This is a genomic window from Micromonospora sp. NPDC005237 (genome assembly GCF_040607775.1).
GTDB lineage: Bacteria > Actinomycetota > Actinomycetes > Mycobacteriales > Micromonosporaceae > Micromonospora.
Genome location: NZ_JBEXHJ010000002.1, coordinates 312,465 through 330,332 on the forward strand (window position 1 = coordinate 312,465; position 17,868 = coordinate 330,332).

Annotated in this window: 17 protein-coding genes; 10 read left to right on the top strand and 7 right to left on the bottom strand. The window is 72.1% G+C overall.

From position 1 onward, the window contains the following. Positions 1 to 36: 36 nt before the first annotated feature. Positions 37 to 1,722 carry a GTPase gene (locus ABZT87_RS06350; protein WP_355064596.1) on the bottom strand — a complete coding sequence of 562 codons (1,686 nt, stop codon included), beginning with the start codon at positions 1,720 to 1,722 and terminating at the stop codon, positions 37 to 39. After that, complete coding sequence (locus tag ABZT87_RS06355) at positions 1,719 to 3,560, bottom strand: ABC transporter (protein ID WP_355064598.1); 1,842 nt, start codon at positions 3,558 to 3,560, stop codon at positions 1,719 to 1,721. Before ABZT87_RS06355 ends, ABZT87_RS06350 begins: the two co-directional genes overlap by 4 nt. A 220-nt stretch (positions 3,561 to 3,780) precedes the next feature. Here ABZT87_RS06355 and dnaK point away from each other — a divergent pair, with 220 nt between their 5' ends. The 5 genes from dnaK to ABZT87_RS06380 all read left to right on the top strand — a co-directional run bounded on the left by dnaK (position 3,781) and on the right by ABZT87_RS06380 (position 8,511). Next, positions 3,781 to 5,649: a molecular chaperone DnaK gene (dnaK, locus tag ABZT87_RS06360; protein ID WP_355134030.1), complete on the top strand. Its 1,869-nt coding sequence runs from the start codon at positions 3,781 to 3,783 to the stop codon at positions 5,647 to 5,649. A gap of 48 nt (positions 5,650 to 5,697) precedes the next feature. Beyond that, positions 5,698 to 6,450: a nucleotide exchange factor GrpE gene (gene grpE, locus ABZT87_RS06365; protein WP_354860203.1), complete on the top strand. Its 753-nt coding sequence runs from the start codon at positions 5,698 to 5,700 to the stop codon at positions 6,448 to 6,450. A gap of 88 nt (positions 6,451 to 6,538) precedes the next feature. After that, complete coding sequence (gene dnaJ, locus ABZT87_RS06370; protein ID WP_354860205.1) at positions 6,539 to 7,726, top strand: molecular chaperone DnaJ; 1,188 nt, start codon at positions 6,539 to 6,541, stop codon at positions 7,724 to 7,726. A 30-nt stretch (positions 7,727 to 7,756) separates the two neighbouring features. Further along, positions 7,757 to 8,197, top strand: a complete 441-nt coding sequence (locus ABZT87_RS06375; RefSeq protein ID WP_030332087.1) for a helix-turn-helix transcriptional regulator — start codon at positions 7,757 to 7,759, stop codon at positions 8,195 to 8,197. 119 nt (positions 8,198 to 8,316) lie between these two features. Further along, positions 8,317 to 8,511, top strand: a complete 195-nt coding sequence (locus tag ABZT87_RS06380; RefSeq protein ID WP_354860207.1) for a hypothetical protein — start codon at positions 8,317 to 8,319, stop codon at positions 8,509 to 8,511. An 80-nt stretch (positions 8,512 to 8,591) separates the two neighbouring features. Here the strand turns inward: ABZT87_RS06380 and ABZT87_RS06385 are convergent, their stop codons facing one another. The 4 genes from ABZT87_RS06385 to ABZT87_RS06400 form a co-directional block, all read right to left on the bottom strand. After that, the gene (locus ABZT87_RS06385; RefSeq protein ID WP_354860209.1) at positions 8,592 to 9,023 is read right to left on the bottom strand and encodes a hypothetical protein; all 432 of its coding nucleotides are present in this window, start codon (positions 9,021 to 9,023) and stop codon (positions 8,592 to 8,594) included. Positions 9,024 to 9,232: 209 nt separating this feature from the next. Continuing rightward, positions 9,233 to 10,438, bottom strand: a complete 1,206-nt coding sequence (locus ABZT87_RS06390; RefSeq protein ID WP_354860212.1) for a cation:proton antiporter — start codon at positions 10,436 to 10,438, stop codon at positions 9,233 to 9,235. 5 nt (positions 10,439 to 10,443) lie between these two features. Then, on the bottom strand, positions 10,444 to 10,944 hold the full coding sequence (locus ABZT87_RS06395; RefSeq protein WP_355134032.1) for a TrkA C-terminal domain-containing protein: 501 nt from the start codon (positions 10,942 to 10,944) through the stop codon (positions 10,444 to 10,446). Positions 10,945 to 11,083: 139 nt separating this feature from the next. Next, positions 11,084 to 11,305, bottom strand: coding sequence for a winged helix-turn-helix domain-containing protein (locus tag ABZT87_RS06400; protein ID WP_355134034.1), 222 nt, complete (start codon positions 11,303 to 11,305; stop codon positions 11,084 to 11,086). Between the two features lie 280 nt (positions 11,306 to 11,585). On the opposite strand from ABZT87_RS06400, the gene ABZT87_RS06405 reads away from it, so the two are divergent. Continuing rightward, complete coding sequence (locus ABZT87_RS06405) at positions 11,586 to 11,849, top strand: hypothetical protein (RefSeq protein WP_355134036.1); 264 nt, start codon at positions 11,586 to 11,588, stop codon at positions 11,847 to 11,849. Between the two features lie 95 nt (positions 11,850 to 11,944). Here the strand turns inward: ABZT87_RS06405 and ABZT87_RS06410 are convergent, their stop codons facing one another. Next, complete coding sequence (locus ABZT87_RS06410; protein WP_355134038.1) at positions 11,945 to 13,075, bottom strand: epoxide hydrolase; 1,131 nt, start codon at positions 13,073 to 13,075, stop codon at positions 11,945 to 11,947. Between the two features lie 84 nt (positions 13,076 to 13,159). Between ABZT87_RS06410 and ABZT87_RS06415 the strand changes: the two genes are divergently transcribed. The 4 genes from ABZT87_RS06415 (at position 13,160) to ABZT87_RS06430 (ending at position 17,786) form a co-directional block, all read left to right on the top strand. Then, entirely contained in the window at positions 13,160 to 13,804 is a 645-nt protein-coding gene (locus tag ABZT87_RS06415) for a helix-turn-helix domain-containing protein (RefSeq protein ID WP_355134040.1), read from the top strand. A gap of 86 nt (positions 13,805 to 13,890) precedes the next feature. Next, a complete protein-coding gene (gene clpB, locus ABZT87_RS06420) occupies positions 13,891 to 16,482 on the top strand; it encodes an ATP-dependent chaperone ClpB (RefSeq protein WP_355134590.1) in 2,592 nt (863 codons plus the stop codon). A 112-nt stretch (positions 16,483 to 16,594) separates the two neighbouring features. Next, entirely contained in the window at positions 16,595 to 16,975 is a 381-nt protein-coding gene (locus tag ABZT87_RS06425; RefSeq protein ID WP_354860222.1) for a hypothetical protein, read from the top strand. 208 nt (positions 16,976 to 17,183) lie between these two features. Continuing rightward, positions 17,184 to 17,786 carry a DUF4178 domain-containing protein gene (locus tag ABZT87_RS06430; RefSeq protein WP_355134042.1) on the top strand — a complete coding sequence of 201 codons (603 nt, stop codon included), beginning with the start codon at positions 17,184 to 17,186 and terminating at the stop codon, positions 17,784 to 17,786. The last annotated feature ends 82 nt before the right edge of the window (positions 17,787 to 17,868 follow it).

A 17,868-nucleotide genomic window follows, 5' to 3' on the forward strand; every position in this document is an offset into this window, starting at 1 on the left:
TCCGACCCTACGCCGGTCGGGGCGTACCAAGCGGCGTCAGCGGCGGGCGGCGTCCCGCAGCGCGTCGCGTGCCTGCGCGTAGGAGGCCAGCACGATCCGCACCGGGGCGAGCACGTACTCCGCGCCGACGTCGGCGACCTTGGCCGTCAGGCGCTGCTCGGCGCGGGCGCGGGCCCGCCGGGCGGCCCAGCGCACCACCGGGCGGGTCACCGCCGCCACCAGCAGCCCGGCCAGCAGGCCGCCGAGCAGCAGCAGGGTGGGCAGCGGCACCTGGCCGACCATCGGGTTGTCCAGCGCGGGCAGGCCGAGCGCCCGCAGCGCGTAGCCGAGCACCAGCCAGCCCAACCCGACCACGGCGGCCAGGGTGACCAGCCACTGCACACCGCCGACGACCCGCCACCAGAGCGGTCGCCGGCCCAGGCCGAGGTCGGTGCCGGCGATCGTCCGGTCCAGCGCGTCCGGCAGGTCGCCCAGGCGGGACCGGGCGGCGGAGGTGACCGCCGCCGGCCAGGCGGCGGGCAGGTCGGCGGCAGCCCGGTCGGCCACCGCGCGGATCGCCAGGCCGAGCGCCGAGCGTTGGGTGGCGGTCGGATCGGGCACCGAGGTCGCCGCGACCAGGCTCTCGGCCGGGTCGGCTGCGCCGCCGGTCGGGCCGGGCAGGTGCAGCCGGCGCAGCGGGTCGGGTCGGAGCCGACGCCAGCCCCGCACCACCGGCCAGCCGGTGGCCGCGCCGGCCCGATGCCGGTACGCCTGCTCCACCGCCTCGGTCACCGCCGGCACACCGGCCGTGCCGGCCAGCGCCCGGTTCAGCGCGGCGACGGCCGTTCCGTCCGGGCCACCGGCCGGCCGGGCCGAGCCGACCAGCTCGTCCAGGCCGGCGACGACCGAGTCGACGTCGCCGGCCAACCGACGCAGGGCGGCCTGCCGCTCGGCGACCGTACGCTCCAGCGCGGTACGCAGCCCGACCATCCCGGCCGGGTCGATGGCGGTGGTGGCGAGCAGTGGCACGCCGGTCAGCCCGTCGGAGTCGAGCAGCCGGCGCAGGTCGTCCAGGACGCGGGGCAGCTCGGTCGGTGGCAGCCGGTCGGCCTGGTTGAGCACGACCAGGGTGACGTCGCGGTGCCGGTGGAACTCGCGCAGGTAGCTGTCGTGGATGACCCGGTCGGCGTACTTCTGCGGATCGACCACCCAGACCACCTGGTCGACCAGGCCGAGCAGCCGGTCCACCTCCAGCCGGTGGGACCGCTGCACCGAGTCGAAGTCGGGCAGGTCGAGCAGGATCAGCCCGTGCAGCGCCGTCTCGTCGTCCGCGTCGAGCGCGCTCTCCCGAACGAAGCGGTGCCGGGGCAGCACCCCGGTCCAGTCGAGCAGCCGGTTGGCGCCCTCCAGCGGCCCCCACACGCACGCGTGCGTCACGCCGGTGGTCGGCCGGCGAACCCCGACCGGGGAGAGTTCCAGCTGGGCCAGCGCGTTGAACAGGCTGGACTTGCCGCTGCCGGTGGCGCCGGCGAGGGCCACCACGGTGTGATCGCGGGACAGGGCGAGCCGGGTGCCGGCCCGTTCGACCAGGGTGTGCGCGGGCACCAACTCGGAGTCCGGCAGCAGGCCGTCGACGGCGGTCAGGAATCGGCGTACGGCCTCCAGGCGGGCGATCAGCGCGTCGGGGTCGACCCGCTGGTCGCCGCGGAACGCCTCGCGTACCCGGCCGGCGATGTTGGTCACCGCGAACCCTCCTCGTCGCCGACCGGCAGGGTGCCGTCGCCGGTGGCCAGGCCGCTGCGGTGCCGGGCCAGCTCGACCCGGCCGGCGGCCCGCCGCAGCGCGTCACCGGCCGCCTCGGCGGGTCGGGCTTCGGCGGTGCGGGTCAGGAAGCGGTCCGCCTCCGCGTCCAGCAGCGTCCGGACCCGCGCCACCAGGTCGACCCGGGCCTTCGCGGCGAGGGTACGCACCGCCTGGTCGCCGAAGATCGCCTGGAGGACAGCCTGCGCGGCGACCGTCGTACCGGCCCCGGTGGCCAACTCCAGCCCGGTGGGGATGAACGCGGTCGAGGCGAACACGGCGATCATCACGGCCAACCCGGTGGCGTTCACCGCGTACGCGGCGGTGCGGGCCACGAACCGCTTGTCGCCGCCCTCGACCCGGACCAGCTCCAGCACGCCGCGTTGCCAGTCCCGGACCATCCGTTCGGCGCGTTCGGGCAGGTCGTCGCTCGGGTGGGCGAGCCCCGGCTCGAGCAGGTCCGCTCCCGCCGGGTGTGCCTTCCACCCGGTGTACGCGGATTCGGCGGCCTCGGACGCGACGCCCCGCAGCAGGGTGACGAGCTGCGACTCGATGGCGTTGCGCAGCTCGGCGGCCGGCGCGGGCCGGCCGGTGACGGCGGCCACCACCCGGTCGCGGAGTCGCCCGATGCGGGCCTCCAGCGTGCGGAAGAACTCGCCGGTGCCGACGAACTCCTGCCAGCGGGCCAGCACCTCACCGCGGAGCAGTCGACCGTCCTGCAGACCCTGCTCGACGGTCCGCTCGGCACCCCGGTACGCGGCCCGGACCCGTTCGTCCAGCCCGTCGGCGGCGGTGACCTGCTCGTCGGCCGCGTCGGCCAGCTCCTCGACGGCGGGGTGCAGGGCGGCCAGCGCGCCGTCCAGGGTCTGCCGGACCACCGCCGCGCGGGCGTCGGCGTCGGCGGCCAGCCGGGCGAACCAGTCGGCCAGCGGCGCCGTGACCCCCTCGGGCAGCAGCCCCTGACCGTCGACCCAGGTCTCCGGGAGGACGAACAGCGGCGCCCGGCCCAGATCCTGCGCGGCGAGCATCTCGGCCAGGTGCGCGGCGATCTCGTCGCTGGCCTCGGCGGGCACCCGGTCGAGCACCATGGCGATCACGGCACCCCGGGCCCGCGCGCTGCGCAGCAGCTCCCACGGCACCGCGTCGGCGTACCGGGCGGCGGTGGTGACGAAGAGCCAGAGGTCGGCGGCGGCGAGCAGTTGGCTCGCGAGCGCCCGGTTGGCGTCGACGACGGAGTCGATGTCCGGTGCGTCGAGGAAGGCCAGACCCGGCGGCAGAGCGGGGGCGGTGACCAGGTGCAGGGAGCGTGGATCGTCGCTCGGCTCGGTGGTGCGGGTCAGCCCGGGCAGCAGGTCGCCCTGCCGGAACCAGGACGCGTCGGCCGGGTTGCAGACAAGCACCGGGGAGCGGGTGGTGGGCCGTAGCACACCGGCGGCGCTGACCCGGGCCTTGACCAGGCTGTTGACCAGGGTCGACTTGCCCGCGCCGGTGGAACCGCCGACCACCACGAGCAGCGGGGCGTCCAGTCGGGCGAGCCGGGGCAGCAGGTAGTCGTCGAGCTGGTCGGTGAGGGCGCTCGCGGTCTGCCGGGCGGCCTTGGCGGAGGGCAGGGCGAGCGGATAGCGGGTCGCGCCGATCGCGGCCTTCAGGCCCGACAGCGCGCCGGGGAGGCTGTCGTCCCCGGTGGTGGCGGGCGGCTCCTCCGCGGCGTCCGGCGGGCCGGTGCGGGCTGCGACGGCGGGCGCGCCGGAACGGGTGGCGGAATCGCCGTGCGTCGTCACCGCTAAAGCGTGCCCGACCGATGCAAGGGAAGACAACCGGACGGTAATAACGGCTGGGTTGCGTCGGGTCGGCTCAACTCAACTTGACGATTCGCCAGCGCGTGGCACTATTGAGTCCAGTTCACTCAACTTGTGGTGGGGTCCGCTGCGGGCGGTGCCCGCCGAGCAGTCGCGGGCGATGCCCGCCACCTGCACAACCTTACGAAGTGAGGAAGCGAAGATGGCACGTGCGGTCGGTATCGACCTCGGCACGACGAACTCCTGCGTCAGCGTTCTCGAGGGCGGTGAGCCCACCGTCATCGCCAACGCTGAGGGCTCGCGGACGACCCCGTCGATCGTCGCGTTCGCCCGCAACGGCGAGGTGCTCGTCGGTGAGGTCGCCAAGCGCCAGGCGGTGACCAACCCGGACCGGACGATCCGCTCGGTCAAGCGCGAGGTCGGCACGAACTGGTCCGTCGACATCGACGGCAAGAAGTACACCCCGCAGGAGATCTCGGCCCGGACGCTGATGAAGCTCAAGCGGGACGCCGAGGCGTACCTGGGCGAGCAGATCACCGACGCGGTGATCACCGTCCCGGCCTACTTCAACGACAGCCAGCGCCAGGCCACCAAGGAGGCCGGTGAGATCGCCGGCTTCAACGTGCTGCGGATCGTCAACGAGCCGACCGCGGCCGCCCTGGCGTACGGGCTGGACAAGGGCTCCAAGGAGCAGACCGTCCTGGTCTTCGACCTCGGCGGCGGCACCTTCGACGTGTCGCTGCTGGAGCTCGCCGAGGGCGTCATCGAGGTCAAGTCGACCAGCGGTGACAACCACCTCGGTGGCGACGACTGGGACCAGCGGATCATCGACCACCTGGTCAAGACGTTCCGCGGCGAGCACGGCATCGACCTCAGCCAGGACAAGATGGCCCTCCAGCGCCTCCGTGAGGCCGCCGAGAAGGCCAAGATCGAGCTGTCCGCCGCCACCACGACCAACATCAACCTGCCGTACATCACCGCCGGCGCGGCCGGCCCGCTGCACCTCGACGTGACGCTCAGCCGCGCCGAGTTCCAGCGGATGACGCAGGACCTGCTGGACCGCTGCAAGGGCCCGTTCGAGCAGGCCGTGAAGGACGCCGGGATCAAGATCTCCGACGTCGAGCACGTCATCCTCGTCGGTGGTTCGACCCGGATGCCCGCCGTGACCGACCTGGTCAAGCAGCTCACCGGCCGCGACCCCAACAAGGGCGTCAACCCGGACGAGGTCGTCGCCGTCGGCGCCGCCCTGCAGGCCGGTGTGCTCAAGGGTGAGGTCAAGGACGTCCTGCTGCTCGACGTGACCCCGCTGAGCCTGGGCATCGAGACCAAGGGCGGCATCTTCACCAAGCTCATCGAGCGCAACACCACCATCCCGACCAAGCGCTCCGAGGTCTTCACCACGGCGGACGACAACCAGCCGTCGGTGCTGATCCAGGTGTTCCAGGGTGAGCGGGAGATCGCGGCGTACAACAAGAAGCTCGGCACCTTCGAGCTGACCGGCCTCCCGCCGGCGCCGCGCGGCGTGCCGCAGATCGAGGTCGCCTTCGACATCGACGCCAACGGCATCGTCAACGTGCACGCCAAGGACCTGGGCACCGGCAAGGAACAGAAGATGACGATCACCGGCGGCTCCTCGCTGCCGAAGGACGACATCGAGCGGATGCGCCGGGACGCCGAGGAGCACGCGGAGGAGGACAAGCGCCGCCGCGACGACGCCGAGACCCGCAACGTGGCCGAGGCGCTCCAGTGGCAGACCGAGAAGTTCCTCGCCGAGAGCGGCGACAAGCTGCCCAGCGAGAACCGGGAGCAGCTCAACGAGGCGCTCGGTGAGCTCCGGGGTGCCCTGGGCGGTCAGGACATCGAGAAGATCAAGTCCGCCCACGAGAAGCTGGCGCAGGTCTCCCAGCAGGCCGGTTCGCTGCTCTACTCCCAGCAGGCCGAGCAGGGCCAGCAGCCGGGCGGCGAGGCCGGCCCGGGTGCGACCGGTGCGACCGGTCCGCAGGCCGGCGCCGCCGGTGGCGCCGACGACGTGGTCGACGCCGAGATCGTGGACGAGGACGGCAAGAAGTGACCATCGGCCTCCGACACGTATCCACGGCGAAGGGGATGAGGTAGCCGCATGACGCAGAAGCCACGAGCCGCCGACCCGGGCGACACCGGGTCGACGCCGGGTGGCTCCGCGCCCACGGAGCCGGCCACCGGCGACGGGGAGCGGGTCGTCATCCGCAACAACCGCAAGCTCACCGACACGTCGGAGCCGGCGGGCACCGCCACGGACGCGGGCAGCGACGTACCCGCCGAGGGCCTGGTCGAGGACGCCGAGATCGTGGTCGACGAGATCGAGGCCGAGGTCAACTCCACCGACGGGCCGGAGCCGTCCGGCCCGCCGGTGGTGGACGCCCCGGCGCAGCCGGTGGACGGCGGTGGCACGTCGCTCGGCGCCGAGCTGGAGGCGCTCCGGGCCGAGCTGGACGAACGGACCAGGGACCTGCAGCGGGTGTCGGCGGAGTACGCCAACTACCGCAAGCGGGTCGACCGGGACCGCAGCCTGGTCCAGGAGCAGGCGACCGGCTCGGTGCTGGCCGCGCTGCTGCCGATCCTCGACGACCTGGACCGGGCCCGGGAACACGGCGACCTGGTCGGGCCGTTCGGAACGGTGGCGGAACAGCTCACCACCGCGCTGGGCAAGTTCGGCCTGAACGCCTTCGGCGAGCAGGGCGAACCGTTCGACCCGACCCGGCACGAGGCGGTCGCGCACCAGACCTCGGCCGAGGTCAGCGAGCCGACCTGCGTGCAGGTCATGCGGCGCGGCTACCAGCTCGGTGAGCGGCTGCTGCGCCCCGCGCTGGTCGCGGTCGCGGATCCGGAATAGTGCGAGACAGTGACTGGGCCGTCCCGTCCCCCGCACAGCGGTGGACGGGACGGCCGGGCCACGACGGTCGGAAGGAGGTGGTGGACCGGTGAGTTCGAAGGACTGGCTCGAGAAGGACTTCTACGCCGTGCTCGGCGTGGACAAGGCCGCCTCCGCGGATGACATCAAGAAGGCGTACCGCAAGCTGGCCCGGGAATCGCACCCGGACCACAATCCGGGCGACCCGAAGGCCGAGGAGCGGTTCAAGGCCGTGTCCGAGGCGTACAACGTGTTGTCGGACGCCGGCCGTCGCCGGGAGTACGACGAGATGCGTTCGCTGTTCAGCTCGGGCGCGTTCCGGCGCAACGCCCGGGCGGGCGGCCAGCCGGGCGGCATGCCGTTCGACGTCTCCGACCTGTTCGGCGGTGGTGCCGCCGGTGGCGGTGACCGCCGCTTCGGCGGGGCCGGCTTCCAGGACCTGTTCAGCTCGATCTTCTCGGGCGGGCAGGCCGGTGGGCAGGCCGCTCCGCGTGGTCCCGCCCGCGGCCGGGACGTGGAGACCGAGGTGGCTCTGGACTTCGGCGACGCGGTGCGCGGGGTGACCCTGCCGCTGACGTTGCGCGCCCCCGGCGTCTGCGACACCTGCCACGGCAACGGCGCCAAGCCCGGCACCCAACCGCGTACCTGCCCGGTCTGCCACGGCGCCGGGGTCACGACCCGCAACCAGGGGTCGTTCAGCTTCTCCGAGCCGTGCGGCAACTGCCAGGGCGTCGGCACCGTGGTGGAGGAGAAGTGCCCGGAGTGCCACGGCAGCGGCGGGGTCACCAAGACCCGCACGATGAACGTGCGCTTCCCGGCCGGTGTGGCCGACGGCCAGCGCATCAGGCTGGCCGGGCGCGGTGAGCCCGGTGAGCGTGGTGGCCCGGCCGGCGACCTGTTCGTGCACGTCAAGGTCCGGCCGGACGAGCTGTTCGGGCGTACCGGAGACGACCTGACGTTGACCGTGCCGGTGACCTACGCGGAGGCCGTGCTCGGCACGGACCTGCGGGTGCCCACGCTCGACGGCGCGGTGACGCTGCGGGTACCGCCCGGCACGCCCAGCGGGCGGGTGCTGCGGGCCCGGGGCAAGGGTGTGGTCCGTCGCGACGGGCAGGCCGGTGACCTGCTGGTCACCCTGGATGTGGTGGTGCCGGCCCGTCTGTCGGACGAAGCGCGGGCGGCGCTGGAGGCGTTCGCCGAGCAGAGTCCGCCGGCGGCGCGGGAACATCTCGACGCCCGGGTGCGTCGGGTCGGATAGTCCGGTGGGATGGACGCGGAGGTGAGCGGGATGTCGGGCGAGTTCCTCGGTTCGGGTGACCCTGCCTACGAGGCCAAGGTGCTCATGATCTCGGTGGCGGCACGGATGGCGGGGATGCACCCGCAGACCCTGCGCCAGTACGACCGGCTGGGGCTGGTGCAGCCCGGCCGGGCTGCCGGCGGTGGCCGTCGATACAGCGTCCGGGACGTGGTGCTGCTGCGCGAGGTGCAGCGGCTCAGCCAGGACGACGGGATCAACCTGGCCGGCGTCAAGCGGATCATCGGGCTGGAGCGGTTGCTGGAGCAGGCGCAGCAGCGGGTCGCACGGCTGGAGGCGGAGCTGGACGCCGCGTACCGCCGGGTGGCCGAGCTGGAGTCACTGGCCCGTTTCCCGGGCCGGGATCTGGTGCCGACCAACCGCACGTCCACCGCGCTGGTGGTCTGGCGTCCCCGCCGTACACCCGACCGCTGACCCTGCTCCTCGGCCTGGCCCGCGCCGGATTTTCCGGCGCGGACCAGGCCGTTTCCGTTAGCCTGTCGATACGGGTCCTATCGCCTTAATTCGGGCCTATCGGCGCGGTTGGGGGAGCGATGACGGAGCAGGCGAAGAGCCTCGCTCAGCAGACGGAGGAGCGGTTGGAAAGTCTGGCCGACACCGTCCGCGAGAAGTTCGACAAGGTCACCGAGGCAACCTTTCGCGACCGGATCAAGGAGGGACGGTTCGCCGACCAGGACGACCACGGCGTCGACCCGGCCCGAGCCGAGACCGAGCGCAAGCAGGACTGATCCGGTGACCGACGTGCGGGCCGGGACCCACGGGGGGTCCCGGCCCGTTCGCCCTGCTTGCTTGCGGTTGTTGCCCGGCCTCAGCCGAGGCGGCGGTTTTCGCGGACCAGGCCGCCCTCGCACCAGTCCCGGTAGACGAAGAGGTCCGGCCGGGCCAGCAGGACGCGGCCGTTGTGCGCCCAGATCCTCATCAGCTCGTCGCCGTCGCGCTCGGCCTGCTCGACCAGCTTGCGGAAGCGGCGCTTGGGATGGGCACGAAAGTTCGTCCGGATGCCGTCCGCGGCGTAGATGTAGAGGCAGTGCAGCGCGAAGCGCCGCGCGGGGCAGGTCGCGTCCATCGCCAGCTCGAAGAGCGTCAGCACCAGGCGGTCGCCGGAGACCAGGAGGTCCCAGTCGGGTGGCATGGAGGACAACGGCACCGAATCGGGCTGGAACGCCCAAGCTCGCAACTCCGCCGGCGTCGGATCGACGGGGTTGGCAAAACCGTGGAACGTCGACTCCTGCACGCTCACCGGCCAACCTTCCGCTCTCGCCCGCGTCTGGCAACGCTGCCTGCGGACCGTGGCTGCTGGGGCGAAACGGTAACCCGCCGTCGAGTGCTGCGGTAGTACCCGCAGGGAGCAATTCGGCATCCGTCGGCCGGCCTGGCCCGAACGGCCGTTCGGGTGTCCTGGCCAGCGCCGCTGCCGCGCCGACAAGGGCACGGCAGCGGCGCTGAACGTCAGTCGTGGATCGGCACCGGCTCCCGCCGCTGGGCCGCCGCGCGGTTGCGCAACCACCGCTTGAACCACGGGAAGTCGGGCAGCCGGGCCAGGATCGGCCCGGTCACCACGGTGATCAGGACGTACGTCGCGGCGAGCGCGGCCAACCGCGGCTCGACGCTGCCGGCCGCGACCGCGAGCCCGGCGATGACGATCGAGAACTCACCCCGGGGTACGAGGGCCAGACCGGCCCGCCAGCGACCGGGTTCGGCGATGCCGACCCGGCGGGCCGCCAGGTAGCCGGTGAGCGTCTTCGTGCCCATGGTGACCACGGCCAGGGCGAGCGCCGGCAGCAGCACCGGCGGGATGTCCTGCGGGCTGGTGGTCAGGCCGAAGAAGACGAAGAACACCGCGGCGAACAGGTCCCGCAGTGGGGAGAGCAGCTCGGTGGCGTGGTGGGCCACCGGGCCGGAGAGGGCGATGCCGACCAGGAACGCGCCGACCGCCGCCGACACCTGCAGCTTCGCCGCGATGCCCGCGATCAGCAACGTCAGGCCGAGTACGCCGAGCAGCAGCGCCTCCGGGTCCTTCGCCGACAGGGCGGACGAGATCAGGTGGCCGTACCGGATGGCGACCACCAGAACGATCAGCACCGTACCCACCGCGACGGTGAGCGCGATCCCGCCGCCGACCAGGCCGCTGCCTAGCAGCACGGCGGTGACCAGGGGCAGGTAGAGCGCCATCGCCAGGTCCTCGATGACCAGCACCGAGAGGATCACCGGGGTCTCCCGGTTACCGAGCCGACCCAGGTCGGCGAGGACCTTGGCGATCACGCCCGACGAGGAGACCCAGGTGATGCCGCCGAGCACCAGGGCGGCCACCCAGTCCCAGCCGAGCAGCAGGGCGAAGATGGCGCCGGGCAGGGCGTTGAGCAGCCCGTCGATCAGGCCGGCCGGTGCTGCCGAGCGCAGGTTGCCGACGAGCTCGTTGGCCGAGTACTCGAGGCCGAGCATCACCAGCAGCAGGATCACGCCGATCTCGGCGCCGACCGCGAAGAATTCCTCACTGGCGTCCAGCGGCAGCAGCCCGCCGTGCCCGAACGCGAGCCCGGCGAGCAGGTAGAGGGGGATGGGAGAGAGGCCGATGCGTCGGCTGAGCCGGCCGAGGAGCCCGAGCAGCAGCAGGAGCGCGCCGACTTCGATGAGCAGCGTGGTGAGATCGTGCATCCGCCTCAGCCGTCCGGGTCACTGTCGGCGAGGATGGCGGACACGCCGTCGAGACCCTGACGGGTCCCGACGACGACCACCACGTCACCGGCCGCGAAGCGGAAGTGGGGCTCGGGCGACACGTTCACCGTGCCATCGCGCAGCACCGCCACGATCGAGGCGCTGGTGCGGGTGCGCGCCTTGGTGTCGCCGAGCATCCGGTTGACGTACCGCGAACCGGCCGGGATGGCGATCTGCTCGGTGAGCAGACCGGCAGCCTGCTCGCGCAGCCCGGAGAGCTGGCCGAGCATCAGCGACGCGCCGAGGATGTCGGCCAGCGCCTCCGCCTCGTCGTCGGTCAGCGGAATGTCCGCCTGGCAGGAGTCGGGATCGTCCGGGTCGTAGAGGACAAGATCACGGCGGCCATTGCGGTGGGAGACCACGCCCAGGCGGCGTCCGGACTCCGTCACCAGATCGTGGCGTACCCCGATCCCCGGTAAGGCGGTCTGCTCGACACGTACTCGCACCCGCCCAGGCTACCGCTAGGTGAACAGACGGCAGATCTTGGAAGCCACGTCCCCCGCCCAGCCATGATCAACACGAGATCGCCGATACCGCGGTATCCCAGGCGGCGGGACACCCCCAGATCAGCGATCTCGTGTCGATCTACCTCGGCTCGGCGACGTAAGTGCCCTTGCCCTGGTGTCCCTCGATCAGGCCCTCGGCCTGCAGGATCAGCAGGGCCGACCGGACGGGCTCGGCGGACACGCCGTAGTGCGCGGTCATCTCGCGCAGCGAGGGCAACTTGTCGCCGGGCGAGTATTCGCCAGAGCGGATCTTGTCGCGGATGTCCTGCGCGATGCGTTGACGGTCGGAAACTCGGGGCATGGGGCAACTCCTGGTAGGCCCCAAGATCCTCCCATGCGGTCGGCCGGTCGGCCAACACTTCGCGTGCTAAGCATTGTTACTGGTTGTCTTGCAATGCTTTGCATTGTATGTTGACCTCGCGGACGCTCGGGAGCGGAAAGCCTGGTAGGCAACCGGCCTCCTCGGCCGGGTCGTCCGTGTCGCCGCTGGCACGGCCGTGCGCTCCCCTCGGGTGACCGGCCGTGCCAGCGATCCGCTGCGAGAGAGGTTTGCCAGCCATGTCTGACCTGGTACGACACTGATGACCGGGCGGTTCGTCATTCATCTGCCGATCTCGGCGCCCGATCTGGCGCGCGCGAAGATGTTGGGTCGGACCGCCGGACGGTCGCTGGCCTTCCTCGCCCGGATCGACCTCGGCGGGATCACCGTCTCCACCGAGGACGATCAAGGGATTCGGCACTGGGTCTTCTGTGACCGGCGGCTGGACGGTGGTCGTCGCTGCGTGCTCCGGGCCGACCATGAGACGCCCTGCACCGCCCGCCTCCCCCGGCGGGCCGGCGGCTGACAGCGGGTTGATCGACTCGGTTTCGGCGATGTCGGGGTGTCCCGGTAGCCCGGATACCCCGATTTCCAGGAAGTCGAGTCGATCTACCGGCGCGGTCAGCGGAGGGTGGCGAAGAATTCGCGGATGTCGCCGACCAGGGCATCGGTGGCCTGGTGAGCGGCGTAGTGGCCGCCGACGTCGCCGCGTCCCGCGACGTCCGTCTCGTACGCCGTCCAGCGGACGATGTTCGCGTGGTCCCGTTCGGCGAAGCGGCGGATGGACTGAAAGTCGCCGGGGAACATGGCCAGCGCCGTCGGTGCCGTGGTCGGCTCGGACGGCTGCGGATCGGCGTGCGCGTCCTCCCAGTAGAAGCGGATCGCCGAGGCGGCCGTGCCGGTGAACCAGTAGAGCGCCACGTTGGCCAGGACGAAGTCGTCGTCGAGGCTCTCGTCGAAGAGTTGGGCGTTCCAGGCCAGCAGGCCGACGGGCGAGTCGGCCAGCCCGTACGCCAGGGTCTGCGGTTGCTGGCTGTGCACCTGGTTGAAGGAGAACTTGTTCTCGTAGAACCACTGGAGGTGCCCGAGCGCCGCCTGGTCCGCCTCGGACAGCCCGGCGAACTCGGCCGGGTCGCCGGACGGGAACGAGAAGAGTTGCGTGACGTGCACGCCGAGGACGTGCTCGGCGTCGATCCGGCCCAGCTCCGGCGCGACCACCGAGCCGGCGTCGTTGCCGACCGCGCCGTAGCTGTCGTACCCCAGTCGGTTCATCAGCTCGGCCCAGGCGCGGGCGGTGCGGAAGCGGTTCCAGCCGGCGCTGCGGGTGGGGCCGGAGAACCCGAAGCCGGGCAGCGACGGGATGACCAGGTGGAAGGCCGGCGCCGCCGGGTCGCTCGGCTCGGTGAGCGGGCCGATCACGTCCAGGTATTCCAGCACCGAGCCCGGCCAGCCGTGGGTGAGCACCAGGGCGGTGGCGTCCGGCCGGGACGACCGGACGTGCAGGAAGTGGATCTGTTCGCCGTCGATCTCCGTGACGAACTGCGGGTGGGCGTTCAGCCGGGCCTCGACGGCCCGCCAGTCGAACCCGTCCCGCCACCGGTCGGCGAGCGCGCGGACCCGGTCGCCGCTCATCCCGTACGCGTCGCCGACGCCGGGCAGCTCGGCGGGCCAGATCGTGCGGCCCAGGCGGGCGGCCAGGTCGTCGATGGCGCTCTGCGGGATCTCGACGCGGAACGGACGGATCGCGGTCATCTCGAACTCCTCCGGAACGGAATGTTTCGTTCTGCAATACAGTAGCAGACCGGAACGATCCGTTCCAGTGCTAGTCTCTGGTCCATGTCGACGACGTCTCCCAAGGCCCTGGCCGGCCGCCGCGCCCAGGCCGCCCGCAACGACGAGGTGATCCTCGAAGCCGCCCGCGCCGTCTTCCTCGACGACCCGAAGGCGCCGATCGCCGCCGTCGCGGACCGCGCGGGCGTCGGCATCAGCGCGCTCTATCGGCGGTACGCGGGCAAGGAGGCCCTGCTGCGCCAGCTCTGCCACGACGGGTTGCGCCGCTACATCGCCGTGGCCGAGGAGGCGCTCGCCGAGCCGGACGACTGGACCGCGTTCGCCGGGTTCCTGGCCGCGGTGGTCGACGCCGACGTGCACTCGCTCACCGTCCACCTGGCCGGCACCTTCACGCCGACCGAGGAGATGGGCCGGGACGCGCTGCGCGCCAGCGAGCTGGCCACCGCGCTCGTCGAACGGGCGCACGCCAGTGGGCGACTGCGCCCCGACGTGGTCGTACAGGACCTGGGGCTGGTGCTGGAGGCGTGCGCGGCGGTGCGCGTACCCGATGCGGAGCGGACCCGCCAGCTACGCCGCCGGCAGCTCGCGGTGCTGCTCGGCGGCCTGTCGACGACGCCGGACGCCGACCCGCTGCCCGGCCCGCCCCCGGCGGCCGGCGAGTTCGACTGGCGGTGGCGGCACCGGGAGTGATGGCCGTCACAGCGGTAAGGTTGAGCGGAATACGCTCAACTCTGGTTGTGTCCAACCCAGTGGACAACGCCGATCCGGGGGAGCCCATGAACACCGAGAAACTCACCACCAAGAGCCGCGAGGCCATCACCGGCGCCGTCGCGCTGGCCAACCAGCGTGGCCACGCCACCGTCGAGCCCTGGCACCTCCTGCTGTCCCTGCTGGACACCGACGGCTCGACCGCCGCCGGCCTGCTGCGCGCCGTCGGGGCCGACCCCGCCGAGCTGCGCCGGGCCGCCCAGCGGGCGGTCGACGCCCTGCCGGCCGCGCGGGGCTCCAGCCTCGCCGAGCCCACGCTGGCCCGGGAGTTCGTCAACGCCATCGGCGCCGCCGAGCAGATCGCGCGGCCGCTGGGCGACGAGTACACCTCCACCGAACACCTGCTCGCCGGTTTGGCCCGGGTGGGCGGCGCGGTGTCCGCCGCGCTGAAGTCGGCCGGCGCCACCGAGGAGGCCCTGGTCGCCGCCTTCCCGACCGTTCGGGGCGGAGACCGGCGGGTCACCACCGCCGACCCGGAGCAGACCTACCAGGCCCTCAGCAAGTACGGCGTCGACCTGACCGCCAGCGCTCGCGACGGCAAGATCGACCCGGTGATCGGCCGGGACTCGGAGATCCGCCGGGTCATCCAGGTGCTCTCCCGTCGTACGAAGAACAACCCGGTGCTGATCGGCGAGCCCGGCGTCGGCAAGACCGCGATCGTCGAGGGCCTCGCCCAGCGGATCGTGGCCGGCGACGTCCCCGAGTCGCTGCGCGACAAGAAACTGGTCTCGCTGGACCTCGGCGCGATGGTCGCCGGCGCCCAGTACCGGGGCCAGTTCGAGGAGCGGCTGAAGTCCGTCCTGGAGGAGATCAAGAACTCCAACGGGCAGGTCATCACGTTCCTCGACGAGCTGCACACCGTCGTCGGCGCCGGCAAGGGCGAGGGCTCGATGGACGCCGGCAACATGCTCAAGCCGATGCTGGCCCGCGGTGAGCTGCGGATGGTCGGTGCCACCACGCTGGACGAGTACCGCGAACACATCGAGAAGGACCCGGCGCTGGAGCGGCGCTTCCAGCCGGTGCTTGTCGGCGAGCCGACCATCGAAGACACCATCGGCATCCTGCGCGGGCTCAAGGAGCGCTACGAGGTGCACCACGGCGTCCGGATCACCGACGCCGCGCTGGTCGCCGCCGCGACGCTCTCCGACCGGTACATCACCGACCGGTTCCTGCCGGACAAGGCGATCGACCTGGTCGACGAGTCCGCGTCCCGGCTGCGGATGGAGATCGACTCCCGACCGGTCGAGGTGGACGAGATCGAGCGGGCGGTGCGCCGGCTGGAGATCGAGGAGATGGCGCTGGCCAAGGAGCCGGACGCCGCGTCCGCCGAGCGGTTGGCGCGGCTGCGCCAGGAGTTGGCCGACAAGCGCGAGCAGCTCACCGTGCTCTCCGAGCGCTGGCAGACCGAAAAGAGCCACATCACCAAGCTCTCCACCGCCAAGGAGGAGCTGGAGCGCCTGGGCGGCGAGGCCGAGCGGGCCGAGCGGGACGGGGAGCTGGAGCGTGCCGCCGAGCTGCGCTACGGCCGCATCCCCGCCCTCAAGGTCGAGCTGAAGCAGGCCGAGGAGGAGCTGGCCCAGCTCCAGGCCGACGGCGCGATGCTCAAGGAGGAGGTCGGCGCGGACGACATCGCCGCGGTGGTCGCCTCGTGGACCGGCATTCCGGCCGGCCGCCTGCTCGAAGGCGAGACGGCAAAGCTGCTGCGGATGGAGGAGTCGCTGGGCGGCCGGGTGGTCGGCCAGGCCGAGGCCGTGAGCGCGGTGTCCGACGCCGTACGCCGGGCACGGGCCGGTGTCGCCGACCCGGACCGCCCGACGGGCAGCTTCCTCTTCCTCGGCCCGACCGGTGTCGGCAAGACGGAGCTGGCCAAGGCGCTCGCCGAGTTCCTCTTCGACGACGAGCGGGCGATGGTCCGCATCGACATGAGCGAGTACGGCGAGAAGCACTCGGTGGCTCGCCTGGTCGGTGCCCCGCCCGGGTACGTCGGCTACGAGGAGGGCGGGCAGCTCACCGAGGCGGTGCGCCGGCGGCCGTACTCGGTGATCCTGCTGGACGAGGTGGAGAAGGCCCACCCGGACGTCTTCGACGTGCTGCTCCAGGTGCTCGACGACGGTCGACTCACCGATGGCCAGGGCCGCACGGTGGACTTCCGCAACGCGATCCTGATCCTCACCTCCAACCTCGGGTCGTCGGTGATCAGCGACCTGACACTGGCCGAGGAGCAGCGCCGGGAGGGCGTCCTGGCCGTGGTCCGGTCGCACTTCAAGCCGGAGTTCCTCAACCGGCTGGACGACATCGTGGTCTTCGCCGCGCTGCGCGGGGATGATCTGCGCTCCATCGTGGACATCCAGCTGGACCGGATGCGGCGGCGGTTGGCCGACCGGCGGCTCGGCCTGGAGATCACCGAGTCCGCGCGTCAGTGGCTGGCCGAGCACGGCTACGACCCGATCTACGGCGCCCGCCCGCTGCGCCGCCTGGTCCAGACCGCCATCGGCGACCAGTTGGCCAAGGCCCTGCTGAGCGGATCAATCCGAGACGGCAACACGGTAAAGGTAGACCTGAACGCTGGCGCCAACTCCCTCACGGTAACCCCGGCCTAACCCCGGCCTGACCGCGGTGATCAAGAGGTTTGCGTCATGGGGACGTCTTCTCATGACGCAAACCTCTTGATCAACAGGGTGAGAGGTGGGCGGGGAGGGAAAGGGTTGGGGCATGTTCGGGATGCGTAAGGCTTGGGAGCGGGACCTTGGTGCGGCCGTGGACGAGTTGGTCACCGCCGACACGCTTGCTTTCGGTGGGGTGGGGATCGCCGGTGCGACCTTGCCGGTGACCGAGGCGTACCAGCGCGTCGAGGCTGCGCTCGACGACCACCCCGAGGAGGTACGCCGGCAGCTCGACCGGCTGCTCGCCGAGGGTTCACCCGCCGGCCGGGCGTACGCGGCGACGCTGCTGGAGCGTGCCGATCCGGCGGCGGCCCGAGCGGCGTGGACGTCGCTGCGGGACGACCCCACCGAGTTCACCACCTTCGTCGGCTGCGTCATGGGGCGTTCCACCCTCGGCGACTACGCCACCCAGCGACTCGCGGCGGCGTGACCCGGCCGCCGCACCGGCCGGTCGCGCACCCGACACCGACCGCTGGCCGCCCCGGCACGGGAGAGCGGCCCGCATCCGGGTATCCACAATGACCACGGCCGGCGACACCCCGGCTGCCGTCGGTAGCTGAGCTTTCGGTCACGACGCGACTCAATTCGGTGCGCGAGGTTGTTACCGTCTGCGCCGACGTACCTGGGGAGGTGGTCGGGTGGACGGGTCGCTGGCGTACCTGATGGCGGCGGTGGTCGTACTCATCGTGCTCGTGCTCGTGTTCGTCGTGCGGGCCCGGCGGCGGGCCGCGGCCCGGCCCACCGGCGTGCCGCCGGCCGCCCGGCCCACCCTTGGCGGCGCCCACCGACTGGCGCCGGGTGATCGCGTGCGGATCGGCCAGCGGGAGTACGTCGTGAGCGGCACCATCCGCCTGGTCGAGGGGGACTGGAGCTGGGTGCAGCACCTCCTCGACGACGCCTCCGGCACGCCACACCGGCTCTCCGTCGAGGGCGACGGCGACCCCGAGTTCGAGTTGGTGCTCTGGACCGCCGAGCCCGGCGCGACCGTCACCCCCGGCGCCCCGACCATCGACCTCGGCGGGCTGCGCTACACCTGGGCCGAGACCGGGCAGGCCCGCTACACCGCCACCGGCGAGACCGGCCTGCCGCCGGCCGGGACGATGCGCTACCACGACTACCAGTCGGGCCCGAACGCCCGGCTCTCCTTCGAGGCGTACGGCGAAGAGGGCTGGCGGGTCGCCCGCGGCGACCTGCTCGACCCCGCCGACCTGGCGATCCGCCCCACCGACGACGGGCGCTGAGCGACCCGACGCGCCGCCGCATTCGGCGCGGCATGCCGGAGTGGCCGGTTGCCGATACGGTGTGGGCCCGATCTAGGGAAGG